The organism is Sphingobacterium sp. ML3W, assembly GCF_029542085.1.
In the GTDB taxonomy this organism is placed as follows: Bacteria; Bacteroidota; Bacteroidia; order Sphingobacteriales; family Sphingobacteriaceae; genus Sphingobacterium.
On record NZ_CP107036.1, the window covers coordinates 1,194,412 to 1,213,803 of the forward strand.

At 39.0% G+C, this 19,392-nt stretch carries 19 protein-coding genes and 1 tRNA gene; 9 read left to right on the top strand and 11 right to left on the bottom strand.

What is annotated here, in order from left to right; all coding sequences use genetic code 11:
- Window positions 1–215 precede the first annotated feature (215 nt).
- Both htpG and OGI71_RS05095 read right to left on the bottom strand, forming a co-directional pair.
- Window positions 216–2,108 (bottom strand): molecular chaperone HtpG, encoded by a 1,893-nt coding sequence (gene htpG / locus OGI71_RS05090; RefSeq protein WP_282254273.1) that lies wholly within the window; start codon window positions 2,106–2,108, stop codon window positions 216–218.
- A gap of 252 nt (window positions 2,109–2,360) precedes the next feature.
- On the bottom strand, window positions 2,361–2,924 hold the full coding sequence (locus OGI71_RS05095; RefSeq protein ID WP_282254274.1) for a YqgE/AlgH family protein: 564 nt from the start codon (window positions 2,922–2,924) through the stop codon (window positions 2,361–2,363).
- Between the two features lie 154 nt (window positions 2,925–3,078).
- On the opposite strand from OGI71_RS05095, the gene pdxH reads away from it, so the two are divergent.
- The 5 genes from pdxH (at window position 3,079) to ruvB (ending at window position 7,488) form a co-directional block, all read left to right on the top strand.
- Window positions 3,079–3,732: a pyridoxamine 5'-phosphate oxidase gene (gene pdxH, locus OGI71_RS05100; protein ID WP_282254275.1), complete on the top strand. Its 654-nt coding sequence runs from the start codon at window positions 3,079–3,081 to the stop codon at window positions 3,730–3,732.
- Window position 3,733: 1 nt separating this feature from the next.
- Window positions 3,734–4,222, top strand: a complete 489-nt coding sequence (locus OGI71_RS05105) for an NADH-quinone oxidoreductase subunit C (protein ID WP_282254276.1) — start codon at window positions 3,734–3,736, stop codon at window positions 4,220–4,222.
- 77 nt (window positions 4,223–4,299) lie between these two features.
- On the top strand, window positions 4,300–5,424 hold the full coding sequence (locus OGI71_RS05110; RefSeq protein WP_282256127.1) for an NADH-quinone oxidoreductase subunit D: 1,125 nt from the start codon (window positions 4,300–4,302) through the stop codon (window positions 5,422–5,424).
- A gap of 291 nt (window positions 5,425–5,715) precedes the next feature.
- A complete protein-coding gene (locus tag OGI71_RS05115) occupies window positions 5,716–6,453 on the top strand; it encodes a polyprenol monophosphomannose synthase (RefSeq protein WP_282254277.1) in 738 nt (245 codons plus the stop codon).
- A 12-nt stretch (window positions 6,454–6,465) separates the two neighbouring features.
- Complete coding sequence (ruvB, locus tag OGI71_RS05120) at window positions 6,466–7,488, top strand: Holliday junction branch migration DNA helicase RuvB (protein WP_120257478.1); 1,023 nt, start codon at window positions 6,466–6,468, stop codon at window positions 7,486–7,488.
- Window positions 7,489–7,516: 28 nt separating this feature from the next.
- On the opposite strand, the gene OGI71_RS05125 is transcribed toward ruvB, so the two are convergent.
- The 3 genes from OGI71_RS05125 to OGI71_RS05135 all read right to left on the bottom strand — a co-directional run bounded on the left by OGI71_RS05125 (window position 7,517) and on the right by OGI71_RS05135 (window position 12,065).
- Complete coding sequence (locus OGI71_RS05125) at window positions 7,517–8,056, bottom strand: hypothetical protein (RefSeq protein WP_282254278.1); 540 nt, start codon at window positions 8,054–8,056, stop codon at window positions 7,517–7,519.
- Window positions 8,057–8,064: 8 nt separating this feature from the next.
- Entirely contained in the window at window positions 8,065–10,551 is a 2,487-nt protein-coding gene (locus tag OGI71_RS05130) for a DPP IV N-terminal domain-containing protein (protein WP_282254279.1), read from the bottom strand.
- An 89-nt stretch (window positions 10,552–10,640) separates the two neighbouring features.
- On the bottom strand, window positions 10,641–12,065 hold the full coding sequence (locus OGI71_RS05135; RefSeq protein ID WP_282254280.1) for an AAA family ATPase: 1,425 nt from the start codon (window positions 12,063–12,065) through the stop codon (window positions 10,641–10,643).
- Window positions 12,066–12,150: 85 nt separating this feature from the next.
- On the opposite strand from OGI71_RS05135, the gene OGI71_RS05140 reads away from it, so the two are divergent.
- From OGI71_RS05140 to coaD, 3 genes are read left to right on the top strand one after another with little or no spacing between them, the layout of a single operon-like run.
- The gene (locus OGI71_RS05140) at window positions 12,151–12,948 is read left to right on the top strand and encodes a DUF3822 family protein (protein WP_282254281.1); all 798 of its coding nucleotides are present in this window, start codon (window positions 12,151–12,153) and stop codon (window positions 12,946–12,948) included.
- Window positions 12,939–13,478 carry a 16S rRNA (guanine(966)-N(2))-methyltransferase RsmD gene (gene rsmD / locus OGI71_RS05145; protein ID WP_282254282.1) on the top strand — a complete coding sequence of 180 codons (540 nt, stop codon included), beginning with the start codon at window positions 12,939–12,941 and terminating at the stop codon, window positions 13,476–13,478. Before OGI71_RS05140 ends, rsmD begins: the two co-directional genes overlap by 10 nt.
- Window position 13,479: 1 nt before the next feature.
- Window positions 13,480–13,965, top strand: a complete 486-nt coding sequence (gene coaD, locus OGI71_RS05150) for a pantetheine-phosphate adenylyltransferase (RefSeq protein ID WP_282254283.1) — start codon at window positions 13,480–13,482, stop codon at window positions 13,963–13,965.
- A gap of 228 nt (window positions 13,966–14,193) precedes the next feature.
- Here the strand turns inward: coaD and OGI71_RS05155 are convergent, their stop codons facing one another.
- Window positions 14,194–15,156 carry an aldo/keto reductase gene (locus OGI71_RS05155; protein WP_282254284.1) on the bottom strand — a complete coding sequence of 321 codons (963 nt, stop codon included), beginning with the start codon at window positions 15,154–15,156 and terminating at the stop codon, window positions 14,194–14,196.
- Between the two features lie 182 nt (window positions 15,157–15,338).
- On the opposite strand from OGI71_RS05155, the gene OGI71_RS05160 reads away from it, so the two are divergent.
- Window positions 15,339–15,418 (top strand) — tRNA-Leu (locus OGI71_RS05160).
- A 473-nt stretch (window positions 15,419–15,891) separates the two neighbouring features.
- On the opposite strand, the gene OGI71_RS05165 is transcribed toward OGI71_RS05160, so the two are convergent.
- The 5 genes from OGI71_RS05165 to OGI71_RS05185 all read right to left on the bottom strand — a co-directional run bounded on the left by OGI71_RS05165 (window position 15,892) and on the right by OGI71_RS05185 (window position 19,363).
- Window positions 15,892–16,311 carry a c-type cytochrome gene (locus OGI71_RS05165; RefSeq protein WP_282254285.1) on the bottom strand — a complete coding sequence of 140 codons (420 nt, stop codon included), beginning with the start codon at window positions 16,309–16,311 and terminating at the stop codon, window positions 15,892–15,894.
- A 90-nt stretch (window positions 16,312–16,401) separates the two neighbouring features.
- Window positions 16,402–16,794: a hypothetical protein gene (locus OGI71_RS05170; protein WP_282254286.1), complete on the bottom strand. Its 393-nt coding sequence runs from the start codon at window positions 16,792–16,794 to the stop codon at window positions 16,402–16,404.
- A gap of 43 nt (window positions 16,795–16,837) precedes the next feature.
- The gene (locus OGI71_RS05175) at window positions 16,838–17,500 is read right to left on the bottom strand and encodes a DUF1345 domain-containing protein (RefSeq protein ID WP_336044268.1); all 663 of its coding nucleotides are present in this window, start codon (window positions 17,498–17,500) and stop codon (window positions 16,838–16,840) included.
- Window positions 17,501–17,503: 3 nt separating this feature from the next.
- The gene (locus tag OGI71_RS05180) at window positions 17,504–18,313 is read right to left on the bottom strand and encodes a hypothetical protein (RefSeq protein WP_282254287.1); all 810 of its coding nucleotides are present in this window, start codon (window positions 18,311–18,313) and stop codon (window positions 17,504–17,506) included.
- A 60-nt stretch (window positions 18,314–18,373) separates the two neighbouring features.
- Window positions 18,374–19,363: an LLM class flavin-dependent oxidoreductase gene (locus OGI71_RS05185; RefSeq protein ID WP_282254288.1), complete on the bottom strand. Its 990-nt coding sequence runs from the start codon at window positions 19,361–19,363 to the stop codon at window positions 18,374–18,376.
- Between the last annotated feature and the right edge of the window lie 29 nt (window positions 19,364–19,392).

Genomic DNA, 19,392 nt, shown 5'->3' on the forward strand with positions numbered 1-19,392 from the left:
AAATATTTGAATGAAAAAAAACCGGTATTAAAGCCAACTAGGTGAAGGTTAGTTTATTAAATTTTAATAAAAAACGATTGTAATAGCCCTTAGGACGTGATTTGAGATTTTTATTTAAAAAGGGGCCTATTTTTGTTCGGTAATTGAATCAAAAAGCATAAAAAAAGCGATCACCCGACGAGGGCGATCGCTTTTCTATACGGTTGTTGTTCCTATTAGATCATCTCAACACTTCTTTTTACAAAAGATGTTAGATCTGCACCGGATAACAGGCCTCTTGACAAGAGTGCTAGATCAAAGGCTTGTTTCGCCAATTTCGCACTTTCTTCGTCAGAAGAAGATAAAATTCTTTTGATCAACGGGTGATTGCCGTTAACCGTTACTTTGTAATTATCCGGCAATGAACCATAAAAGTTCATACCACCACCGCCAGTTTTGGCCATATCTTTCATACGACGCATAAACTCATCTATAGTAACGGATACGGGTAAGTCGCCTTCACGAAGGGCATCTACCTCAACTTTCATATCCTGACGCGAAATCGCTTTTTCGAAAACTTCCAAAGCTTTTTTAGATTCCTCCTCAGATAATGAGAGTTCGATCTTCTCATCTTTTTGAATAAGCTTGTCGATCACATCTGCGTCTACACGTTTAAGCTGTACCTTTTCGCCTCCTTTTTGTTCCAAATAGGAGGTGAAATGTGTGTCAAGTGGGCCATCAAGTACCAAAACATCGTAGCCTTTGTTTAACGCTGTTTGGATAAAACCATCTTGCTGAGCAGCATCATGTGTATATAGGTAAACAATATTACCATCTTTATCGACTTGAATATCTTTTACCTTTTCATAGTATTCTTTGATTGTAAAGCTCGCGTTGTTCGTGTTTTTTACCAAGCAGAAATCACTCGCTTTTTCCGCGAACTTTTCATCGCTTAGCATGCCGTACTTGATAAACAAGCCAATATCTGTCCATTTTTCTTCAAAACCTTTACGGTCAGTTTTGAATATTTCATTTAATTTATCCGCAACTTTTTTTGTAATATAGCTATTGATCTTCTTAACATTGCTATCTGCCTGTAAGAAAGAGCGTGAGACATTCAATGGAATATCTGGTGAATCAATTACCCCATGAAGTAACATTAGGAATTCCGGTACAATATCCTTTACTTCATCGGTAATAAATACCTGCCTAGAGTAAAGCTTGATTTTGTTGCGTTGGATTTCCAGCTCGTTTTTCACTTTAGGGAAGTAAAGAATACCGGTCAGGTTAAATGGATAATCTACGTTAAGGTGGATCCAAAACAATGGCTCATCCATCGAATAAGGATATAGTTCGCGATAGAAAGCTAAATAATCTTCGTCTTTTAACTCTGAAGGAGACTTTGTCCAGGCTGGATTTGTATTGTTGATGATATTGTCAACTTCTACAGATTTATATTTTGGTTTACCTTCCTCATCTTCTCCATCTGGCTCAGAGCTTGTCTTCGTGCCAAAACGAATTGGGATAGGAAGGAACTTTGCATATTTGTCCAAGATGTCCTGTAGACGAGCTTGACTCAAAAACTCTGTGGACTCGTCATTGATATGCAAAATGATGTCTGTACCACGTGTTGTTCTAGTCCCTGTTGAAATTTCGTAGGAAGTACTACCGTCACATGTCCAATGCGCTGGTTCGACCCCATCTTGGTAGGATAATGATTGAATTTCTACGGTGTCTGCCACCATAAATGCAGAATAGAATCCTAATCCAAAGCGACCAATAATCTCATTTGCATCGTTAGCTTCCTTGAATTTCTCCATGAATTCCGTTGCTCCCGAAAACGCGATTTGATTAATATATTTTTTGATTTCTTCGGCAGTCATACCAATACCATTGTCTGAAATCGTAATGGTTTTGGCCGCCTCATCAAACTTCACATCTACGATTAACTCACCTGTTTCGCCATTGTATTGCCCCAAAGATGCTAAACGTTTAATCTTTTGGGAAGCATCAACTGCATTAGATACCAGCTCGCGCAAGAAAATTTCATTATCTGAGTATAAGAATTTTTTGATTACGGGAAATATGTTCTCCGTGTGGATTGAAATACTACCTTTTTCTGGATTCATAATTTGTATGTTGCTATTTAATTTTATGATTTTGGTGATTAATGCACAATCTGTGTTCCAAATAGCGATTGTAGGACAGGATGGCAGAAATTCATTCATTTTGTCATAATCGTTCAATGTACCCTAGTAATCGTATTTGAACCTATGTCAGGATAGTTTAGACAAAAAATATAGAGGCTCGGGATGGAAGCAAGCAAATGTTTGAATCGGTCGATCGATAATCCTGTAGAAGATTTAGATCTGCGAATAATATTAATTTAATTCGGGGCTCTGTGGGAAGTTGGCGACATGCACATATTTTGGACCTAGTCCGATAATAGCATCCTTCCAAAGCAATTCACCATTACCCTCAAAAATAATCTGATGATGGTATTTATTTTGAACAGCCCAGCTGTTTTCGTTTATTTCCTTATCCAACTGTCCACTTGACCAACCTGAATAGCCGATGAAAAACTTAATTTCATCAGATTTAAGCTGATCCTGTTGAATCGCGTCAATAAGTTTCTCGTCGTCGCCGCCAAAATAGAGGTTTGGAGCAACCTCTTCACCACTTAATAGAAGATCAAACCGACTATGTACAAAAAATAGGCTCTCCTGTGCCACAGGTCCGCCTATATAGATCGGGAAATGACATTGCGCTATTGATTCCAATAATTGACCAATATGGACATTCGTTTTATTATTCAATACAAAACCTAAGCTACCTTCTTGGTTATGATCACATAATAGGATAACAGACCTTAGGAATCGAGGGTCTAACATGAATGGCTCTGAAATCAGCAAGCTTCCTTTTTGTGGGTCTAATTCATTAAACATAGGACGCAAAATTAAGTATATGTCGAAATTAATCCTTTTTTGTTTAACTCATGCGAGATTTGTGCCAAAAAAACGTTTTTGGCAATTTCTACTAAGTTTATAGAGAAAAAGCAATGATTTTAGTAAGTTTGTAGGAATATAAAAATAGGTTTCTATGTCCATTCAACATAAAGATATTGCAGCGATCAGACAAGATTACGTATTGGGTAACCTATCTGAATCGGATGTGGATCATGATCCCATCCATCAGTTTAAAAAGTGGTTTGATGAGGCTACTCATAGTGAGGTGATTGAGCCCAATGCGATGGTGTTGTCCACTGTCTCGTCACAGCATTTGCCTTCCTCAAGGATTGTTTTATTAAAAGATATTTCAGAAGGAGGGTTGGTATTCTTTACAAATTATGAGAGCCGAAAAGGGGAAGACATGAAAGACAATCCGCATGCTGCGCTTTTATTTTTCTGGCCTGAGCTACAACGGCAAATCCGTATTGAGGGTATTATCGAGCTAGTTAATGAATCAGATTCGGATGAATATTTTCAATCGCGTCCTAAGGGTAGTCGCATAGGTGCCTTGGCATCACCCCAAAGCCGAGAGATTCCTAACCGAAATTTTTTGGAGAGTAGAGTAGAAGAGCTTCAGAAACAATATACGGGTGATGAGATCATACCTCGTCCAGCGCATTGGGGTGGTTATATTCTAAAACCAATCTATTTTGAATTTTGGCAGGGACGTGCTAGCCGTCTTCATGATCGGATCGTCTATAAAAAGGTTTCGGATTCTTGGAAAATCACGCGTCTAGCTCCATAATATGACATTTGACGAAATTAAATTAAAACTAGTTTCCACATTAGGAGATTCAGTAATCCTGAAAGAGGAGGTGACTGGCTTACAAGCCGCTTTGTTTATCCATGTTGAAGATCTAGTTCCTGTTTGTTCTTTTCTTAGGGATACCGAGGGTCTATATTTTGATTTTTTGAGCAATATAACTGCTGTAGATTACGAAGATCACTTTACGATCGTCTATCATCTGAGTTCATTGCCTTATCAACATACAGTCGTATTGAAAGTGGAACTGGAGGGCAATCGCTCGTTGGATGAGCTGCCAGAAATCCCGTCCGTTACTTCCATTTGGCGTACAGCAGATTGGCATGAAAGGGAGGCTTTTGATCTGATGGGAATTTATTTTTCAGGACATCCGGACCTAAGAAGAATACTCCTGCCGGATGATTGGGAGGGTTATCCGCTACGAAAGGATTATCAGGAGGCTGAAAAATATCATGGCATTAACATTAATTGATCTGTATGGCGAATCCAAAATATAAAGAAGCGTTAGATCGTTATGAAAGACATCTCACGGAAATTTCCACGCAAGAGATGGTCTTGAATATGGGGCCGCAGCACCCTTCAACACATGGTGTATTGCGTTTGCAATTGATTACGGATGGGGAAATTGTCAAGGAAGTCGTTCCGCATTTGGGGTACTTGCACCGATGTTTTGATAAACATGCGGAATCTTTAAACTATGGGAAGACAATTCCGTTTACCGATCGTCTAGATTACTTGGCATCCATGAATAATAGCCATGCATTTGTGATGGGGGTGGAACGTATGTTGGGGCTGGATAGTAAAATCCCCAAAAGAATAGAATATATTCGGGTATTGGTCTGCGAACTCAATCGAATTGCATCACATCTAATTGCTATTGGTACCTACGGCATCGATATTGGTGCTACAACTCCTTTTCTATGGTGTTTTAGAGATCGTGAACATATTATGAATATGTTGGAATGGGCATCCGGTTCGCGTATGTTATATAATTACATCTGGGTCGGTGGTCTTTTCTATGATTTGCCTGTTGGTTTTGAAGCGCGTTGCGCAGAATTCATCAACTACTTTAAACCCAAATTGATTGAATTGGATGAGATATTAACCCAGAATCAGATATTTATATCTAGGACAGCGAATATAGGTGTCCTACCAGCGGATGTTGCAATCAATTATGGTGTTTCGGGTCCTATGTTGCGCGCATCTGGTATAAAATGGGATTTGAGGCGAATTGATGGATACTCCGTCTATCCAGAAATAGATTTTGAGATTCCTGTAGGGAAGGGAACTATGGGGAGTATCGGAGATTGCTGGGATCGCTATAAAGTTAGGGTAGATGAGGTGCATGAATCTGTTCGTATCGTTGAGCAGTGCCTTGAGCGGCTTCAGAAAGATTTTAAGCGTACAGCTGATTTTGATCCACGTGCACTCGTGCCCAAAAAGGTGAATTTGAAAGCGCAAGATTACTATGTGCGGGCGGAAAATCCGAAAGGCGAGCTCGGTTTTTATTTTGTGACGAAAGAGAAATCCGATATTCCATTGCGGGTAAAATCGAGGGGGCCAAGTTTCAATAATCTTTCTGTTATTTCCGAATTGGGAAAAGGGGTGTTGATTGCTGATCTCATTGCTATACTTGGGTCGATTGACATTGTTTTGGGGGAAGTAGATCGATAAATTGCAGCATTCTGCACATTATGAAGATGTTTTGATAAAAAATAGGATATTGTATTGAAAATGTTGCATGAAAACGCATAAAAATTTGCATATGTAAGCAATATTCATCATATTTGCAGTCTCATAATTTAAGTTTATAATTGGTTAATGAAAGCTCGTTACTCCCATAGTAGCGGGCTTTTCTTTTTTTAGTTATTATACAAAATATTCCATTTGTGAAGATTTCATCGAAATTCCTAGTATAGAATTTGGCTTAAATTATTACCTTTACGGGTCTTAAATAAAAGAAAAGTGGCGGAGAGTTTAGTAATTATTCCAACATATAATGAGAAGGAAAATATTGAAAAGATTATTCGTAAAGTTTTTTCCTTATCGCATGCATTTGATATCCTGATTGTGGATGACGGGTCGCCTGATGGCACAGCAGATATCGTAAAAAATTTACAATTGAACGAGTTTGCTGACCGCTTATTTATAGAAGAACGGAAAGGGAAGCTGGGCTTGGGGACCGCTTATATTCATGGGTTTAAATGGGGGCTTGCCAGAGAACATTATCAATATATCTTTGAAATGGATGCTGATTTTAGTCATAATCCGGAGGATTTGGTCCGTCTGAGACAAGCCTGTGTGGATGGCGCTGATATGAGTATCGGTTCCCGGTATATTAAAGGTGTAAATGTTGTCAACTGGCCTATGAGCCGGGTCTTGATGTCGTACTTTGCGTCTGTATATGTCCGTTTTATCACTGGAATTAGAATTCAGGATGCTACGGCCGGTTTTGTCTGTTTTACACGGGAGGTGTTGAAGACTATTCCTTTGGACAAGATTAAATTTGTAGGATATGCTTTCCAAATTGAGATGAAATTTACGGCCATACAATATGGTTTTAATGTTGTGGAGGTACCTATTATATTTACGGATAGAACCGAAGGCACATCTAAAATGAGTACGAGTATCTTTAAGGAGGCTTTTTTTGGTGTGATCCAGTTGAAACTGGGGAGTATCGGAAAAAGCTATAAGAGACATTAATAATCTTGGTCAATGAACGAAAATTTAGATCCAAATCCGGAACGTTTGAACAATACAGATCGTGACATCGAACGGGCGTTGCGACCTCAAGCATTTGAAGATTTTACTGGGCAGGCAAAAATATTGGAGAATCTAAATATTTTTGTGAAAGCTGCACGATTGAGAGGAGAAGCTTTGGATCACGTCTTGTTACATGGCCCTCCGGGACTAGGCAAAACAACACTTTCGCATATTATTGCGAATGAAATGGGGGTGGGTATTAAAATTACCTCAGGCCCAGTATTGGACAAACCAGGGGACCTTGCAGGCTTACTGACAAATCTGGAGGAGGGTGATGTGTTGTTTATTGATGAAATCCATCGTTTAAGCCCTTTGGTGGAAGAGTATCTCTATTCAGCTATGGAGGATTTTAAGATCGATATCATGCTGGAAACAGGCCCTAACGCCCGTTCTGTGCAGATCTCATTGAATCCCTTTACACTAATTGGCGCGACGACGCGATCAGGATTGTTAACGGCTCCGCTGCGTGCACGTTTTGGGATCAATTCACGGCTTCAATATTATGATGCAAAACTATTGACAACAATCGTACTTCGTTCTGCACATATTCTGAATACACCTATTTCTGATGAGGGTGCCTACGAAATAGCACGTAGGAGTAGAGGGACCCCACGGATAGCAAATGCTTTATTGCGTCGTACGCGAGATTTTGCTCAGATAAAGGGAAATGGAAGTATCGATCAAGAAATTGCAAAATATGCGCTGCAAGCGCTGAACGTGGATGAAAATGGCTTGGACGAGATGGATAACAAAATCTTGACTACAATTATTGACAAATTCAAAGGCGGGCCAGTAGGACTTAAAACTGTTGCTACCGCTGTAGGGGAAGACGAGGGGACAATTGAAGAGGTGTATGAACCCTTTTTGATTCAGGAAGGTTATATTATGCGTACCTCGAGGGGGCGTGAATGTACTGAAGCTGCCTATAGACATCTTGGCCGGGCACATAATCCAAAAGGAAATACATTGTTTTGATTTCTAATGATTTAGGAGGGCGCTTTTTTTAATTGCGTCGGAGGATCCGCTTCGTTCGGCTCAATAATGCCGGACTAGGTTTCATTTTTTGAAAATGATCTATCTGAGCAAAAAGCTCCTCTTTTATCCAAGTATGTTTCTTGCTCAGATTATTTAATATATCCAAACAATTGACCAAAACAGCTACAGGGCATTGTTGTTCAATCATCCATTGAAAAGCCTGTTCAATAAGTTCTTCTTCGGTCTTTTCATCAAGATCATAGCGTTTATTATTTTTTGAGGTCAAATACATCAAAATTTTGCTATAACTCCTAAGACAGCTCCAATTTTTTTGCTTTTTCAAATTATCAAAAAATTGTGGTAACAATCCTTGAAGTAAGGCCGTGTCCTTTAATACGATGGTTTCAAATACCCAGGCAGCCCGGAAAGAAACTGTTTTATCTTTCTCCAGCGAAATGTCAAGCAAGTCCCGAAGGCTAATATCGCCAAGCATATTCAAAGAAAAATCCGTTACCTCAAACGATCTTAAGGTAACGGATAAAAACTTTATTTTTTCGATGTAGGTCATAAAACCTATTACTTTTGAGGTTTTTCTCTATTCATTTCGGTCATATCGACTTCATTCATTTTGGAATCACCCAAGAGATATTGGCTGAAATAATCGCCCATTTTCCAGAAGAAATATTCCGTCATATCACCAAATCCATGCCTTTGTCCTGGTAAGAGTAGGAAATCGAATCGTTTGTTTGCTTTGATCAATGCATCGACCATTCTTATCGAATTTGCTGGGTGAACATTGTTGTCTATATCACCCGTGGCAATCAATAGTCTTCCTTTTAGATTCTTGGCTAATTCGGTATTCTTGTTGATCTGGTATGAAAAAGTCGTATCACCTTTTGCCGACACCTTTTCTGTCACACCATGGTGGCGTTCGCTCCACCAGCGGTTGTAGATTTGATTTTCATGGTTGCCGGCTCCCGATACTGCTACTTTAAAGAAGTCTGGGTAAACAAGCATTGCTGCAGTTGACATAAATCCACCGCCAGAGTGCCCTGTGATACCTACACGATTGACGTCAATAAATTTATAACGGTCAGCAAGTTGCTCCGCTGTCACCTTTTTGTCTTCCAATCCATAATCACGAAGATTGCCATAGCCATAGGTATGGTACCATTGTGAACGGGATGGATGTCCGCCTCGATTTCCTACAGTGACAACAATAAAACCAAATTGGGCCAACCGATCTATCCGATCCATGCTCCGTCCAAAAGATTTATTGACAGCTTCTGTTTGTGGGCCTGGATAGACATATTCTACAATAGGATAGGTTCTTGTACTATCAAAATCAAAAGGTTTGTACATGACACCATAGAGATCTGTGGTGCCGTCGCCAGCTTTTACTTTAAACGGTTCAGGGAATTTATAACCTGCAGCAAATAGTAACGACAGATCTGCCTTTTCAAGTGTCATGACCTTCTGTCCATTGCTATTCAATAATACAGATTCTGGTGTAGTATTTACTCTTGAGGAGTTGTTGACAAAATACTTGGAGGATTCGCTCATCTCAATTTGATGATCAAAGTTTCCTGCGTTCAGCAGTTTAATTCCATTGCCGTTGAGATTGACACTATAATGATGAAGGTAATAAGGATCTTCATTCTTCTCACGACCGGATGCTGTAAAAAACAAAGTCTGAGTTGTCGGATCTATTCCCGTAATTTCCTCACAATGAAAACTTCCCTTGGTAATTTGGTTAATCAGTTTACCGTTGGTATCGTAGTGGTAGTAATGTCCCCATCCATCTCTTTCGGACCAATGAACCAAACGCTTTCCATTTTCGGTCAGGAGTGGTTTTTGAACATCAAGATATACATTTGAACGTTCCTGAATAATAGGATTGACCGCTCCATTCACATTCACCTTCAACAAGTCTATTCTTTTTAAATCACGGCTGGAACGGGAGATATAGAACTCTTCATTATTACCTAGCCAGTAGTTAATGTAATAATCCTCTTTGTATGAATTTCTGTCTGGCGTTTTGGTCCAGTTGGAGATAGTTTGGTTTTTAAAAGCTGCGATATTTATCCTGCGCGGTGCCTTTGTTGCCGCTTCAAAGATATAGAATTCAGTTTCGGTCGAGTCAACCTCACCTGGCATTTGGTATTTATAAGTTTCCAGGGTAGGGCGAGCAGAGCCGACATTATTGATCACCCACAAAGGTTTTAATGATCTGTTATCTTTTCTTGTCAGGGTAAAATAGCGACCGTCTGGTGACCAGCTTATCCATACACGTTTACGTTTCGTTTCACTATCTTTATCCTTTTCGTCACCTGTGGTAGTGCTATATTCATCACCACCCCAAGCATAGTATTGTACACCGTCTTTTGTAATCTGATGTTCGACAATGGTGCTATCTTTCTCATTTTTGACTGCTTTGAGATAGTTGGCTTTGTCCATCCAATAGAGATTAAAGTCTTTGGCGAAGTAGACGGTATTGGTGTCGGGTGAAAAACTTGCCCAAGCTAGCGGTGCTTTAACCTTGGTAGAATCGCTGATTTCAGTTACTGTCTTTGACGCAAAATCATATTCTAGATAAAAAAGCTTTTTCTTTGTTGTGTCTGATTTGTTTTTAAGTTTTTCGATCTCATCTTTAGACTTCACCGTGTCTTTGGTACTCTGGATCTGAAATCTAATCTTTTTTTCATCTTTTGTGAATCTTAGCCCTTGTAATTCCAGGTGCTGTGCATCAACAGGGTTTTTAACAATCTTGGTTATTTGAGCGGCTACGCTCTCACTGTCAAAAAGGGTTTCTTTCTTTTTAAGCGCTGGATTGACTATATACCAGTTTTTGCCTTGTGGACTTGCGTAATCATACCAGAAACGATCCGAAAAGTTGATCCAGTTTGGTTTGATGCTTGTAGAGAAAATCATTTTTTTTAATTTCTCTGGGGAAAATTTGGCGGCCAACTGATAATTCGCTTTTACCGGAGGTTCTTGAATCTGCTGTCCAGAGCCGAAATAGGGTAATAGACTGGCTGCAAAAATAAAATAGAACTTATGCATTAAATAAATATAGATAATTGTGTAATCTTGGTTTTGGCCACTAAAATATTCATTATTGTACAGTCATACGAATGATTCGTGTAATAATACTATGATGGATAGAAGTTTTCATTAAAATTTACCAAAAAAAGTTCCTGCGTGGCCCGGGTAACACCAGTATATAACCAGCGAAGAAACTCAAGATCGAGCATTTCATCGTTAATATAACCCTGATCGACAAATACAATAGGCCATTGTCCCCCCTGGGCTTTGTGACAGGTGATCGCAAATGCAAATTTAATTTGCAGGGCATTGTAATAGGGGTCCTTTTTAATAGCTTCAAGCCGATCTTTCCTGTCTAATATATCTGCATAATCCATACCGATCTCTTCGTACAGGTTCTTCTGACTTTCATAGGAAAGGTTGGGACCTTCTGTATAGAGACTATCTAAAATAACGCGACAAGTGATCGGTTCGATTTCATCAATATCCATAAATTCCAGTGTAACGTCGGCAAATCTATAGCCATGTTGCTCGTGGATATTGCTCACCTTCCGGACTTTGGCCATATCACCATTTGCGATAAAACCATCGCCCATGTTGTTTTCCTGTAGCCAGAAGTAGTTGTTCTTCACAACCATGATATAGTCCCCACCTGTTAGTTCTTCGTCTCTAAAAAGAATCCTGTTGCGGATGTTCTGATTATATAGGTTTGCTGAACGGTTCGAACGGCATATGATCATGGTGTTTTCTACGCCATATTTATCATAGGCATAGTTTATTCCTTCAATTAACCGTTCACCTGTCATTCTGTAAAGATCTTTAAAACCTTTTGTTATAAATTTTGGAAAAGGGAAGTCATGTTGTCCTTCCTCAGCCGATATGATCTCATTTCGTATTTTGGTCGCATTGTACAATATGCCCGAATCTTGGGACTGCCGTACTACCGTAGTTAGCTCATAGGGATAGACACAGAGGTGAAATTCATTTTCAAGATAGCCGGGGTTCAATGCTGGACTGTCCAATAAACCAACCGGCGGCAATTGAGCGGTATCACCAACAAACAAGAGGCTGCAATTCTTGCCAGATTGTACATAGCGGAAGAGGTCATTTAAAAGACTTTTTGAAAATACATTTACAGCTTCATTGGAAATCATAGAGGCTTCATCTATGATAAATAAAGTATCTTCGTGCAAATTCTCCGCTAAAGTGAAGTCTAGTTGAAAGGAAATGGCGGATTTTTTTCGATAAATCTTCTTGTGGATGGTCAGTGCCTTTCGTCCGGAATAATAACTCATCACTTTAGCCGCTCTACCAGTTGGCGCTAGGAGCACTGCTTTTTTTTTCAATGCAGGCAATACTTTGACCAATGCTGCAATTAATGTTGTTTTACCGGTGCCGGCATAGCCTTTGAGGACAAAACAAGACTGCCTGTCAAAAGCAAGCAGAAACTCTTCCAATAGCTCGAATGCTTCCAACTGCTGTGCGGTTGGTTGCCAAGGAAATTGTTGTATGAGCAGATTTTTGATGAACACTCCCAAAGTTATTTAAAAGGTTTGTCTTATCCTCTAGAAAAAGCTATTTTTGCTTTAACAAGTTTTTATTTTTACAATTCAGCGAATGAATTATATTTCAAAACAATTTAACATTCATTACTTACCCGAGTATAATCTTTTGGTAAAAGCTGGCTTCCAGAAAGATGTATTAGCGGTAGTTGATAAGAAGTCAGTAGCACCTATATTGATCGAATATTCCTCGGAGGAGCCAATTTTAGATGCAACAAGAATAATGAGTCTGCCCTTTCGATTCGTCCGGATTGTGATCCCACATCAAAGCTTTACATTTATACCAAAGGAGGTTTTTCAGCAGGATAATATTGCGCAATATCTGCAATTTTTGGGTACATCTGATCTTGAAAATACATTTATTTATTATTTAGATAATCTTGGTTTGGTAGCTTTATATCAATTTGATAAGCTTCTTTTGAATCGCTGGCGCAGGTTGTTTCCAGATGCTGTTATTCTTCCTGAATTTGCCGTTGTGTTGGATCGTGCACAAGAGCGTATATCTATTCGGGGTAGTGTATTGGGCTTACACTTTGTAGCTGATAACATTGTAGACTTTTATTTGTTCAAGAATGGTGTTTTTCAACTTTACAACAGCTTTGAAATTCATAATCTCGATGATGTTAGTTATTACATATTGAACATATTAACACAATTTGGCTTGGGCGATTCTATTGATAAAGTTCTCCTTTCTGGTGAGGTACCCAACGAATCCTTTTATAAGCGCATAGCGGCCTATGCCGGAGATATCGAAGTATTGGATTTAAAAACAAAGGTAGTCTTGGCGGATCAGGAGATGAATAGTAACTTAACACCATACAACATATTATTTGATTCAATACTATGCGAATAATAGGAGGTAAAATTGGTGGCTTAAGGCTGAATCCACCAAGCAATTTGCCGGTTAGGCCAACCACAGATATCGCTAAAGAAGCCTTGTTTAATATTCTGAAGAATCGTTTGGAATTTGATGGTCTAAATTGCCTTGATCTTTTTGCAGGAACCGGAAATATTAGCTTTGAGTTAGCATCCCGGGGGGTGGAGCATGTTGATTCTGTCGATTTACATTTTAAATGTATACAGTATATTACGGACACAGCTAAAAAAATGAAGCTGGAACAGATCAATGCCAGGAAAGCAGATGTTTTTAAATTTATTAATAGCTGCAAAAATACCTATGATTTAATTTTTGCAGATCCGCCTTACGATATTCCAAAACTGCCCCAATTACCAAAATTGGTTTTTGATAACAATCTATTGAATAATAAGGGGCTTCTTATTGTCGAACATCCTTCAACAAGACAAATGGAGGAGCATCCGAATTTCATAGAAACCAGAAAATACGGTTATTCATCTTTTTCATTCTACGCAAATCCCTTATAATATGAAAATTGCTGTTTTTCCAGGCTCATTTGATCCTTTTACCCTAGCCCATCAGGATCTTGTTGAAAGGGCGTTGCCATTATTTGATAAGATCATTATTGCCGTAGGTTATAATGCGAACAAAAAGGGTATGTTAGACCATGACGAACGAGTCAATGCTATACAGGATGTTTTTCGAGGTACAGAGGCGATTGAAGCTGTGAAGTATAGTGGTTTGACCGTAGATTTCTGTCGGAACGTTGGTGCGAAGTTTATATTGCGAGGTTTACGAAATACGGGAGATTTTGAATTCGAAAATGCGATCGCTCAAAATAACTTATTGCTAAACTCCGCAGTCGAAAGTTATTTTTTGATGAGTAGATCTGGGAAGGCCCATATATCGTCAACTATTGTGCGAGATGTCTGGTTTAACGGGGGAGATGTTAGCGAGATGGTGCCTGTGGAGGTTTTAACCTTATTGAACGAGAAGAGATCACCAAAGCGCTAATCGCTCAATTTGCCCGTGCGAAATACAAAATATCCCAACAAAATATTATTTTGTTGGGATATTTTGTGCATTGAAATACAGTTTTTTATGTTGTTGTATGTAAAGTGTATGTTTGCTATAAGGTCGGGTGTAAAGTCTTTTTTAAGGATACTTGCCAAATAATATTCTGATTAGCATTTAATTTTATTTTAAAAGCCTCTGTATCAATAATTTGTTGTTATTTCAAAATCAATTTTCTTCATATGCGCTCGCTGTATTTAATAGGGACATTTCTTCTGTTGACAAATTTATTTTGGTTGCGCTAGTTAGTTCCTCAAGTTGTTGCAAGGAGGTGGCACTTACAATAGGAGCGGTGACCGAAGGTCGATGAAGAATCCAAGCGAGTGCAATGGTCGACATAGCGACTTGGTGATTGTGTGCTACTTGAGCTAAAGCGTCCAGAATACGAAGTCCGCGGTTATCAAATCGGCCTTTTAAGGCGTCAGATCGTTTTGCATCTTTAATGTCATCTATCGACCTATACTTTCCTGAGAGAAATCCGCTTGCAAGAGAGTAATAGGTGATTACGCCCAAATGATTTTCGAGCGCGAGTTGCTCATAATCTTTCTCATATTTTGAACGGTCGTACAAATTATATTCGGGCTGGATAGCAATATAGGCAGGGAGATTATGCTTCTCTGCGACAACTAATGATTCCTTTAGCCGCTCAGGGCTTAAATTAGACGCTCCAATCCATTTTACTTTACCGGCATGGACCAATTGCTGGTAAGCCTCAAGCGTCTCATCTATGGCTGTTGAAAGGTCATCGTGATGGGACTGATAAAGATCTATTGTGTCTATTTGTAATCTCATGAGTGATTCGTCAACAGACTTTATAATATGTTCTTTTTTCAAATTGGGTTTGTCATTGCCGAGCCGACGTCCGCCCACTTTCGTTGCAATCTGAATTTTATCCCGCACATCCCGTTTACTGACCCATTTACCAATAATGGATTCGGACTCTGATCCTGTATGACCGGGCACCCAATGGGAGTAGTTGTTAGAGGTGTCTATAAAACTAAAGCCCATATCGACAAATGCATCCAAAAGAGCGAATGACTGTTGCTCATCGACAGTCCAACCAAATACATTTCCGCCAAAAACGATCGGTTTAAATTCAATTTCACTATTTCCTAACTTTACCTTTTCCATGATTTGCCTAATATTTCCAGCTTAAAATTAAGAAAAAAATGCCAGTTAAGCCTTTGGAGAGGCATTGTAAATCGTTTTATAAAAAATTTCTAATTCATTTTCAGGTAGTTTAGGAAAAGAAGTAGGAGATAGTTTGGAAAAATAAAAACTTTCCTTACTTTTGCATCATCCCAAACGGATATGCCCGGATGGCGGAATTGGTAGACGCGCTGGTCTCAAACACCAGTGGGAAACCGTGCCGGTTCGACTCCGGCTCCGGGTACAAAAAAAGGCTTTTCAATTTGAAAAGCCTTTTTTGTTTATCATGGGCAGTATGGATCATATCGGATTCTTGAGGCGATCATTCTATCGTTTCATTACCCGATAAAGATAGAATTTTGTATCTCTAAAAGGGGAGAGTTTTGTAAAATCTGGAAGTTTACTTTATTGCTATCTATTCGGAGATTCTTATCACTAGGCTTGGGACAACATAAGGCTTGCCTCACTATTTCTCTGCCGTTTGAAGCCTATTTTATTACCATTATATCAAAGAAACAGTGAAGAAATAACAAACGAAACCTAAGGAAAGTCCCTAGAAAGTCCGAAGAAGTCTCGAAGAACCAGCGTAGAAACGACAAAGAATAACCAAACAAACGCCAATAAATATGCGAAGAAACAGCAACAAATAAGTAAAGAATAGGCAATAAAAAACACCATAAGAGAAACCTTATGGTGTTACATAAATATATAGTTTGATTAGTTTTTCGCTATGACCATTTCTGGTTCTTCTTTGCCGCCATGACAAGTTTTACAAGAAATTGCTTTGGCCGGTGAGCTATCCCAGCTACGATTAAAATATTTTTTGTTAATCTTTTGAGTCATCTTGATCATTGCTCGGCCAATTTCCTTTTTATGGTTCTCATCACTCGCAAAATCCAGCTTTTTAGGATCCTCTTTTGAAGGAGCATGACAGAAGCCACATTTTACACCTAATGCGACATTAAACTCTTTCATTGTTGAGATCAACTCATCATGCGAGATATTCTTTGGTAAGACCTTTAAATTAGTTGGTTTAGGTTCTTCCTGAGGTTTTTCCTGTTGGAAGTTAAATGCACTCAAGGCGATGGCTATAGCAAATACAGAAGCAATTGCTCCAATTTTTTTGATGTGTTTCATTTCTCTTTTCCTTATGCTTGACTAAATATAGCGATAAGAAAATACTTTAGCAATGAAAAATGAAGTTATTATGACAATTTAGATTCATTATTATTTACGAATCCCGTCTTCTACAATCCAGCTTTGGCTATTTAGTTGGTAGTTTATTTTAAGTAATTTGCCCTCTATGGTCACATTTCTTAGTCCTGTTGTATCGCTCGAGATCCAGGTACTGTCGTTAACCGGTGTAAAGCGAACCCCTGTAATATTTGGCACCCCTGTAAAGAATTCAATTTTAAACGATTTGTCACCTCCATCAGGTAGAATACGGATCAATCTATTGGATCGATCAACAGACAATGAGTTACCCTGAAATTGAACCCTACCGACATAACTCCCTGTAACTCCAGCAGATCCTTCACCATCCGTATTTTCATTCTTCTTACACGAAAAAAAAGTGATAAGACATAAAATGAGCGCGACTAATGGTTTGAACAACTTCATATGTGTAAATTTTGCACTAAAATACGGTTTTTAGATTAAAAACTCAATTTATCAAACCGGAAATGATATTGATAGTCAATGCCACCACGAATGTGTTAAGTGCAAAGGAGAGGAGACCGTGAAACAACGCAACCCGTCTTATCTTTTTCGATGAAATACCCACATCAGACACTTGAAATGTACAGCCCATGACAAAGGAAAAATACGCAAAATCCAAATAGTCCGGTTTGTCGTCCCCTGGGAACTCCAATCCACTGCCCTTGGAACCATTTTCATAATATAAACGTGCATAATGGAATGTGTAGATGGTATGAACCAGACACCAGGACGCCAGTATGGCTAGCATACAGATGACGATAATAAATGAATCACCAAGCTGTTTATCCTTAGTCGATATAATGATCATCAGTACAGAAATAAAACAGCTAACCGTAACTACTATTATAAATAGGGATACAAAAAGTCGGCTACCGTCTTCCTGTTGTGCTTTCTTAGCGATTGTGGTCACTGGCATGGTGTAAAACGTATACCAGGAGACCAATATATAGGAAATACAAAAGCCAAACCAACATAAAACCAAACTTAGCAAGGGTAGGGATTTAATTGGGGAGAAGATGTACACAAGTATAAAAACACAAATTGCGATTAGAGCCCGATGAATGGACTTCATTTGATGCAGGACTGTCTTTATGTTTTCCATGACCATAAATTAACAATCGAACTGTTCACTCGCCTCGAAAATCAAAGGTTTTCCGCCATTGGAAAGAAATAGTAATGTAGTTTCTTCCTCATAGTGACTTGGATTGGAAAAGATAAAATCCAGCTGTCCATCACGATCTATATCACCAACAAACTGTGTAGACATAAATACATGATCATATTGGTCTTTTTGAAATAAAGTTATTTCTTTAGCTCCCCCAAAGGTTGCATTAAGCTTGTAATGTGCGACTTCGTGAAATAGTTTTTCATGTCCCTTTTCATCGGTCTGCACTTCAGTGGATTTGATGTCTCCAAATCCTTTCAGAATAATCTGTTGTTTTCTAAAGTTATATTCTACGGATTCTTTGGGCCAGATTTCCGAATGGTTGATCTTTATATTTTCCACAGCCCCCGGTTTTAATCCCTTTATATTCAGAAATAAAAGTGAGTTTCTTTTGGACTCGACACTTTTTGACGGAACCTGAGCACATTCATCATAGCTATCCTTAATTTCATAACTCACTTTCTCCAGATAATATTTCCCCTCGCGCTCATAAAGATCAAACCAATCCTTATTCAATACAGCGGTTGGATCCTCTTTTTCCCAGATGCGATAACTGCGAACCAAAAAAATCTGTCCCTTTGAACTATCGGCCGCTGCCGAAATTGACACGCCTGTGCTGTCTTTCGACGTCAAAGATGAGCTATCTTTCGTGGCAACCGAATCTATTGGGGTATCATCTTTTTTCGTTGTGGGACTGTGGCAAGCTTGGATGAATAATAGTCCAAACAGTAAGGTAAAAGCAGAATAGCTGTTCATATTATTGTGAATTTTTATTTAAATATATAAAAATTCACAATATATAAACCCTTAGCTTTGTTAGGAGAGTGCTTCCTTAAGTAAGGAAAATGATTTCAGGCATTTTTCATCGTCAAAGATATAGGAGGTCGCCATAATTTCATCGACTTTATGATCTTTGACAAATTTCTCTATCTCTGGGGCGATTTTATCTTTATCTCCCACAAAAGCACAGGAAGCCATGCTGTGTACAGCTTGTTCGATGGCCGGAATGCCTTTATAAATCACCTCTTCCGTTGGAGGCGATAAGGGTCTCCTTGTATTCGTTACTATGCCGGCAAATAAATTATAGAAGCTGGTTGATAAACACTCAGCCTCTTCTGTACTGTCTGCAGCAATAACATTGACACAAGAAATAAAATAAGGTTTATCCAATACCTCCGATGGTACAAAGTTTTGATGATAGATCATACTTGCTGAGGCAAACTGAGCCGGTGCAAAATGCGTCGCAAAGGCGTAGGGAAGCCCTAAACTGGCCGCTAAATAAGCACTGTCCGTACTAGATCCTAGAATATAAAGGGGGATGTCCAGTCCTTCGCCAGGGAATGCTCGCACCTTTGCATCATAGTTATCGGTACTAAAATAACGCTGAAGATCTTTGACCTCCTGTGGAAACTGAAAGGCAGTATTTAGATTATTTCTTCGCAAGGCCATTGCAGTTAATTGATCAGTACCTGGTGCGCGACCTAAGCCAAGATCAATTCGACCGGGAAATAACGTTTCCAATGTGCCAAATTGTTCGGCAATCACTAGTGGAGCATGATTAGGCAACATGATACCACCCGAACCTACTCTGATCCGGTCAGTATGTGAAGCAATATGTTGTATAAGCAGTGAGGTTGCCGAACTTGCGATATACTCCATATTATGGTGTTCAGCTACCCAGATTCTTTTAAAATCTAGTTTTTCGATATGTTGGGCAACTTTTACGCTGCGAGCGATAGCACTAGCTGCATTTTCTCCCTTTTTGACAGGAGCTAAATCTAATGCTGATAATACGATTTTATCCATACATTAAAATTACGGAGAAGAAATAGGAC

What these genes read in the sequence shown, in the direction of transcription:
- htpG (WP_282254273.1), bottom strand. Translation starts at nt 2,108, where the DNA reads ATGAATCCAGAAAAAGGTAGTATTTCAATCCACACGGAGAACATATTT.
- OGI71_RS05095 (WP_282254274.1), bottom strand. Translation starts at nt 2,924, where the DNA reads ATGTTTAATGAATTAGACCCACAAAAAGGAAGCTTGCTGATTTCAGAG.
- pdxH (WP_282254275.1), top strand. Translation starts at nt 3,079, where the DNA reads ATGTCCATTCAACATAAAGATATTGCAGCGATCAGACAAGATTACGTA.
- OGI71_RS05105 (WP_282254276.1), top strand. Translation starts at nt 3,734, where the DNA reads ATGACATTTGACGAAATTAAATTAAAACTAGTTTCCACATTAGGAGAT.
- OGI71_RS05110 (WP_282256127.1), top strand. Translation starts at nt 4,300, where the DNA reads ATGGTCTTGAATATGGGGCCGCAGCACCCTTCAACACATGGTGTATTG.
- ruvB (WP_120257478.1), top strand. Translation starts at nt 6,466, where the DNA reads ATGAACGAAAATTTAGATCCAAATCCGGAACGTTTGAACAATACAGAT.
- OGI71_RS05125 (WP_282254278.1), bottom strand. Translation starts at nt 8,056, where the DNA reads ATGACCTACATCGAAAAAATAAAGTTTTTATCCGTTACCTTAAGATCG.
- OGI71_RS05130 (WP_282254279.1), bottom strand. Translation starts at nt 10,551, where the DNA reads ATGCATAAGTTCTATTTTATTTTTGCAGCCAGTCTATTACCCTATTTC.
- OGI71_RS05140 (WP_282254281.1), top strand. Translation starts at nt 12,151, where the DNA reads ATGAATTATATTTCAAAACAATTTAACATTCATTACTTACCCGAGTAT.
- rsmD (WP_282254282.1), top strand. Translation starts at nt 12,939, where the DNA reads ATGCGAATAATAGGAGGTAAAATTGGTGGCTTAAGGCTGAATCCACCA.
- coaD (WP_282254283.1), top strand. Translation starts at nt 13,480, where the DNA reads ATGAAAATTGCTGTTTTTCCAGGCTCATTTGATCCTTTTACCCTAGCC.
- OGI71_RS05155 (WP_282254284.1), bottom strand. Translation starts at nt 15,156, where the DNA reads ATGGAAAAGGTAAAGTTAGGAAATAGTGAAATTGAATTTAAACCGATC.
- OGI71_RS05165 (WP_282254285.1), bottom strand. Translation starts at nt 16,311, where the DNA reads ATGAAACACATCAAAAAAATTGGAGCAATTGCTTCTGTATTTGCTATA.
- OGI71_RS05170 (WP_282254286.1), bottom strand. Translation starts at nt 16,794, where the DNA reads ATGAAGTTGTTCAAACCATTAGTCGCGCTCATTTTATGTCTTATCACT.
- OGI71_RS05175 (WP_336044268.1), bottom strand. Translation starts at nt 17,500, where the DNA reads ATGGTCATGGAAAACATAAAGACAGTCCTGCATCAAATGAAGTCCATT.
- OGI71_RS05180 (WP_282254287.1), bottom strand. Translation starts at nt 18,313, where the DNA reads ATGAACAGCTATTCTGCTTTTACCTTACTGTTTGGACTATTATTCATC.
- OGI71_RS05185 (WP_282254288.1), bottom strand. Translation starts at nt 19,363, where the DNA reads ATGGATAAAATCGTATTATCAGCATTAGATTTAGCTCCTGTCAAAAAG.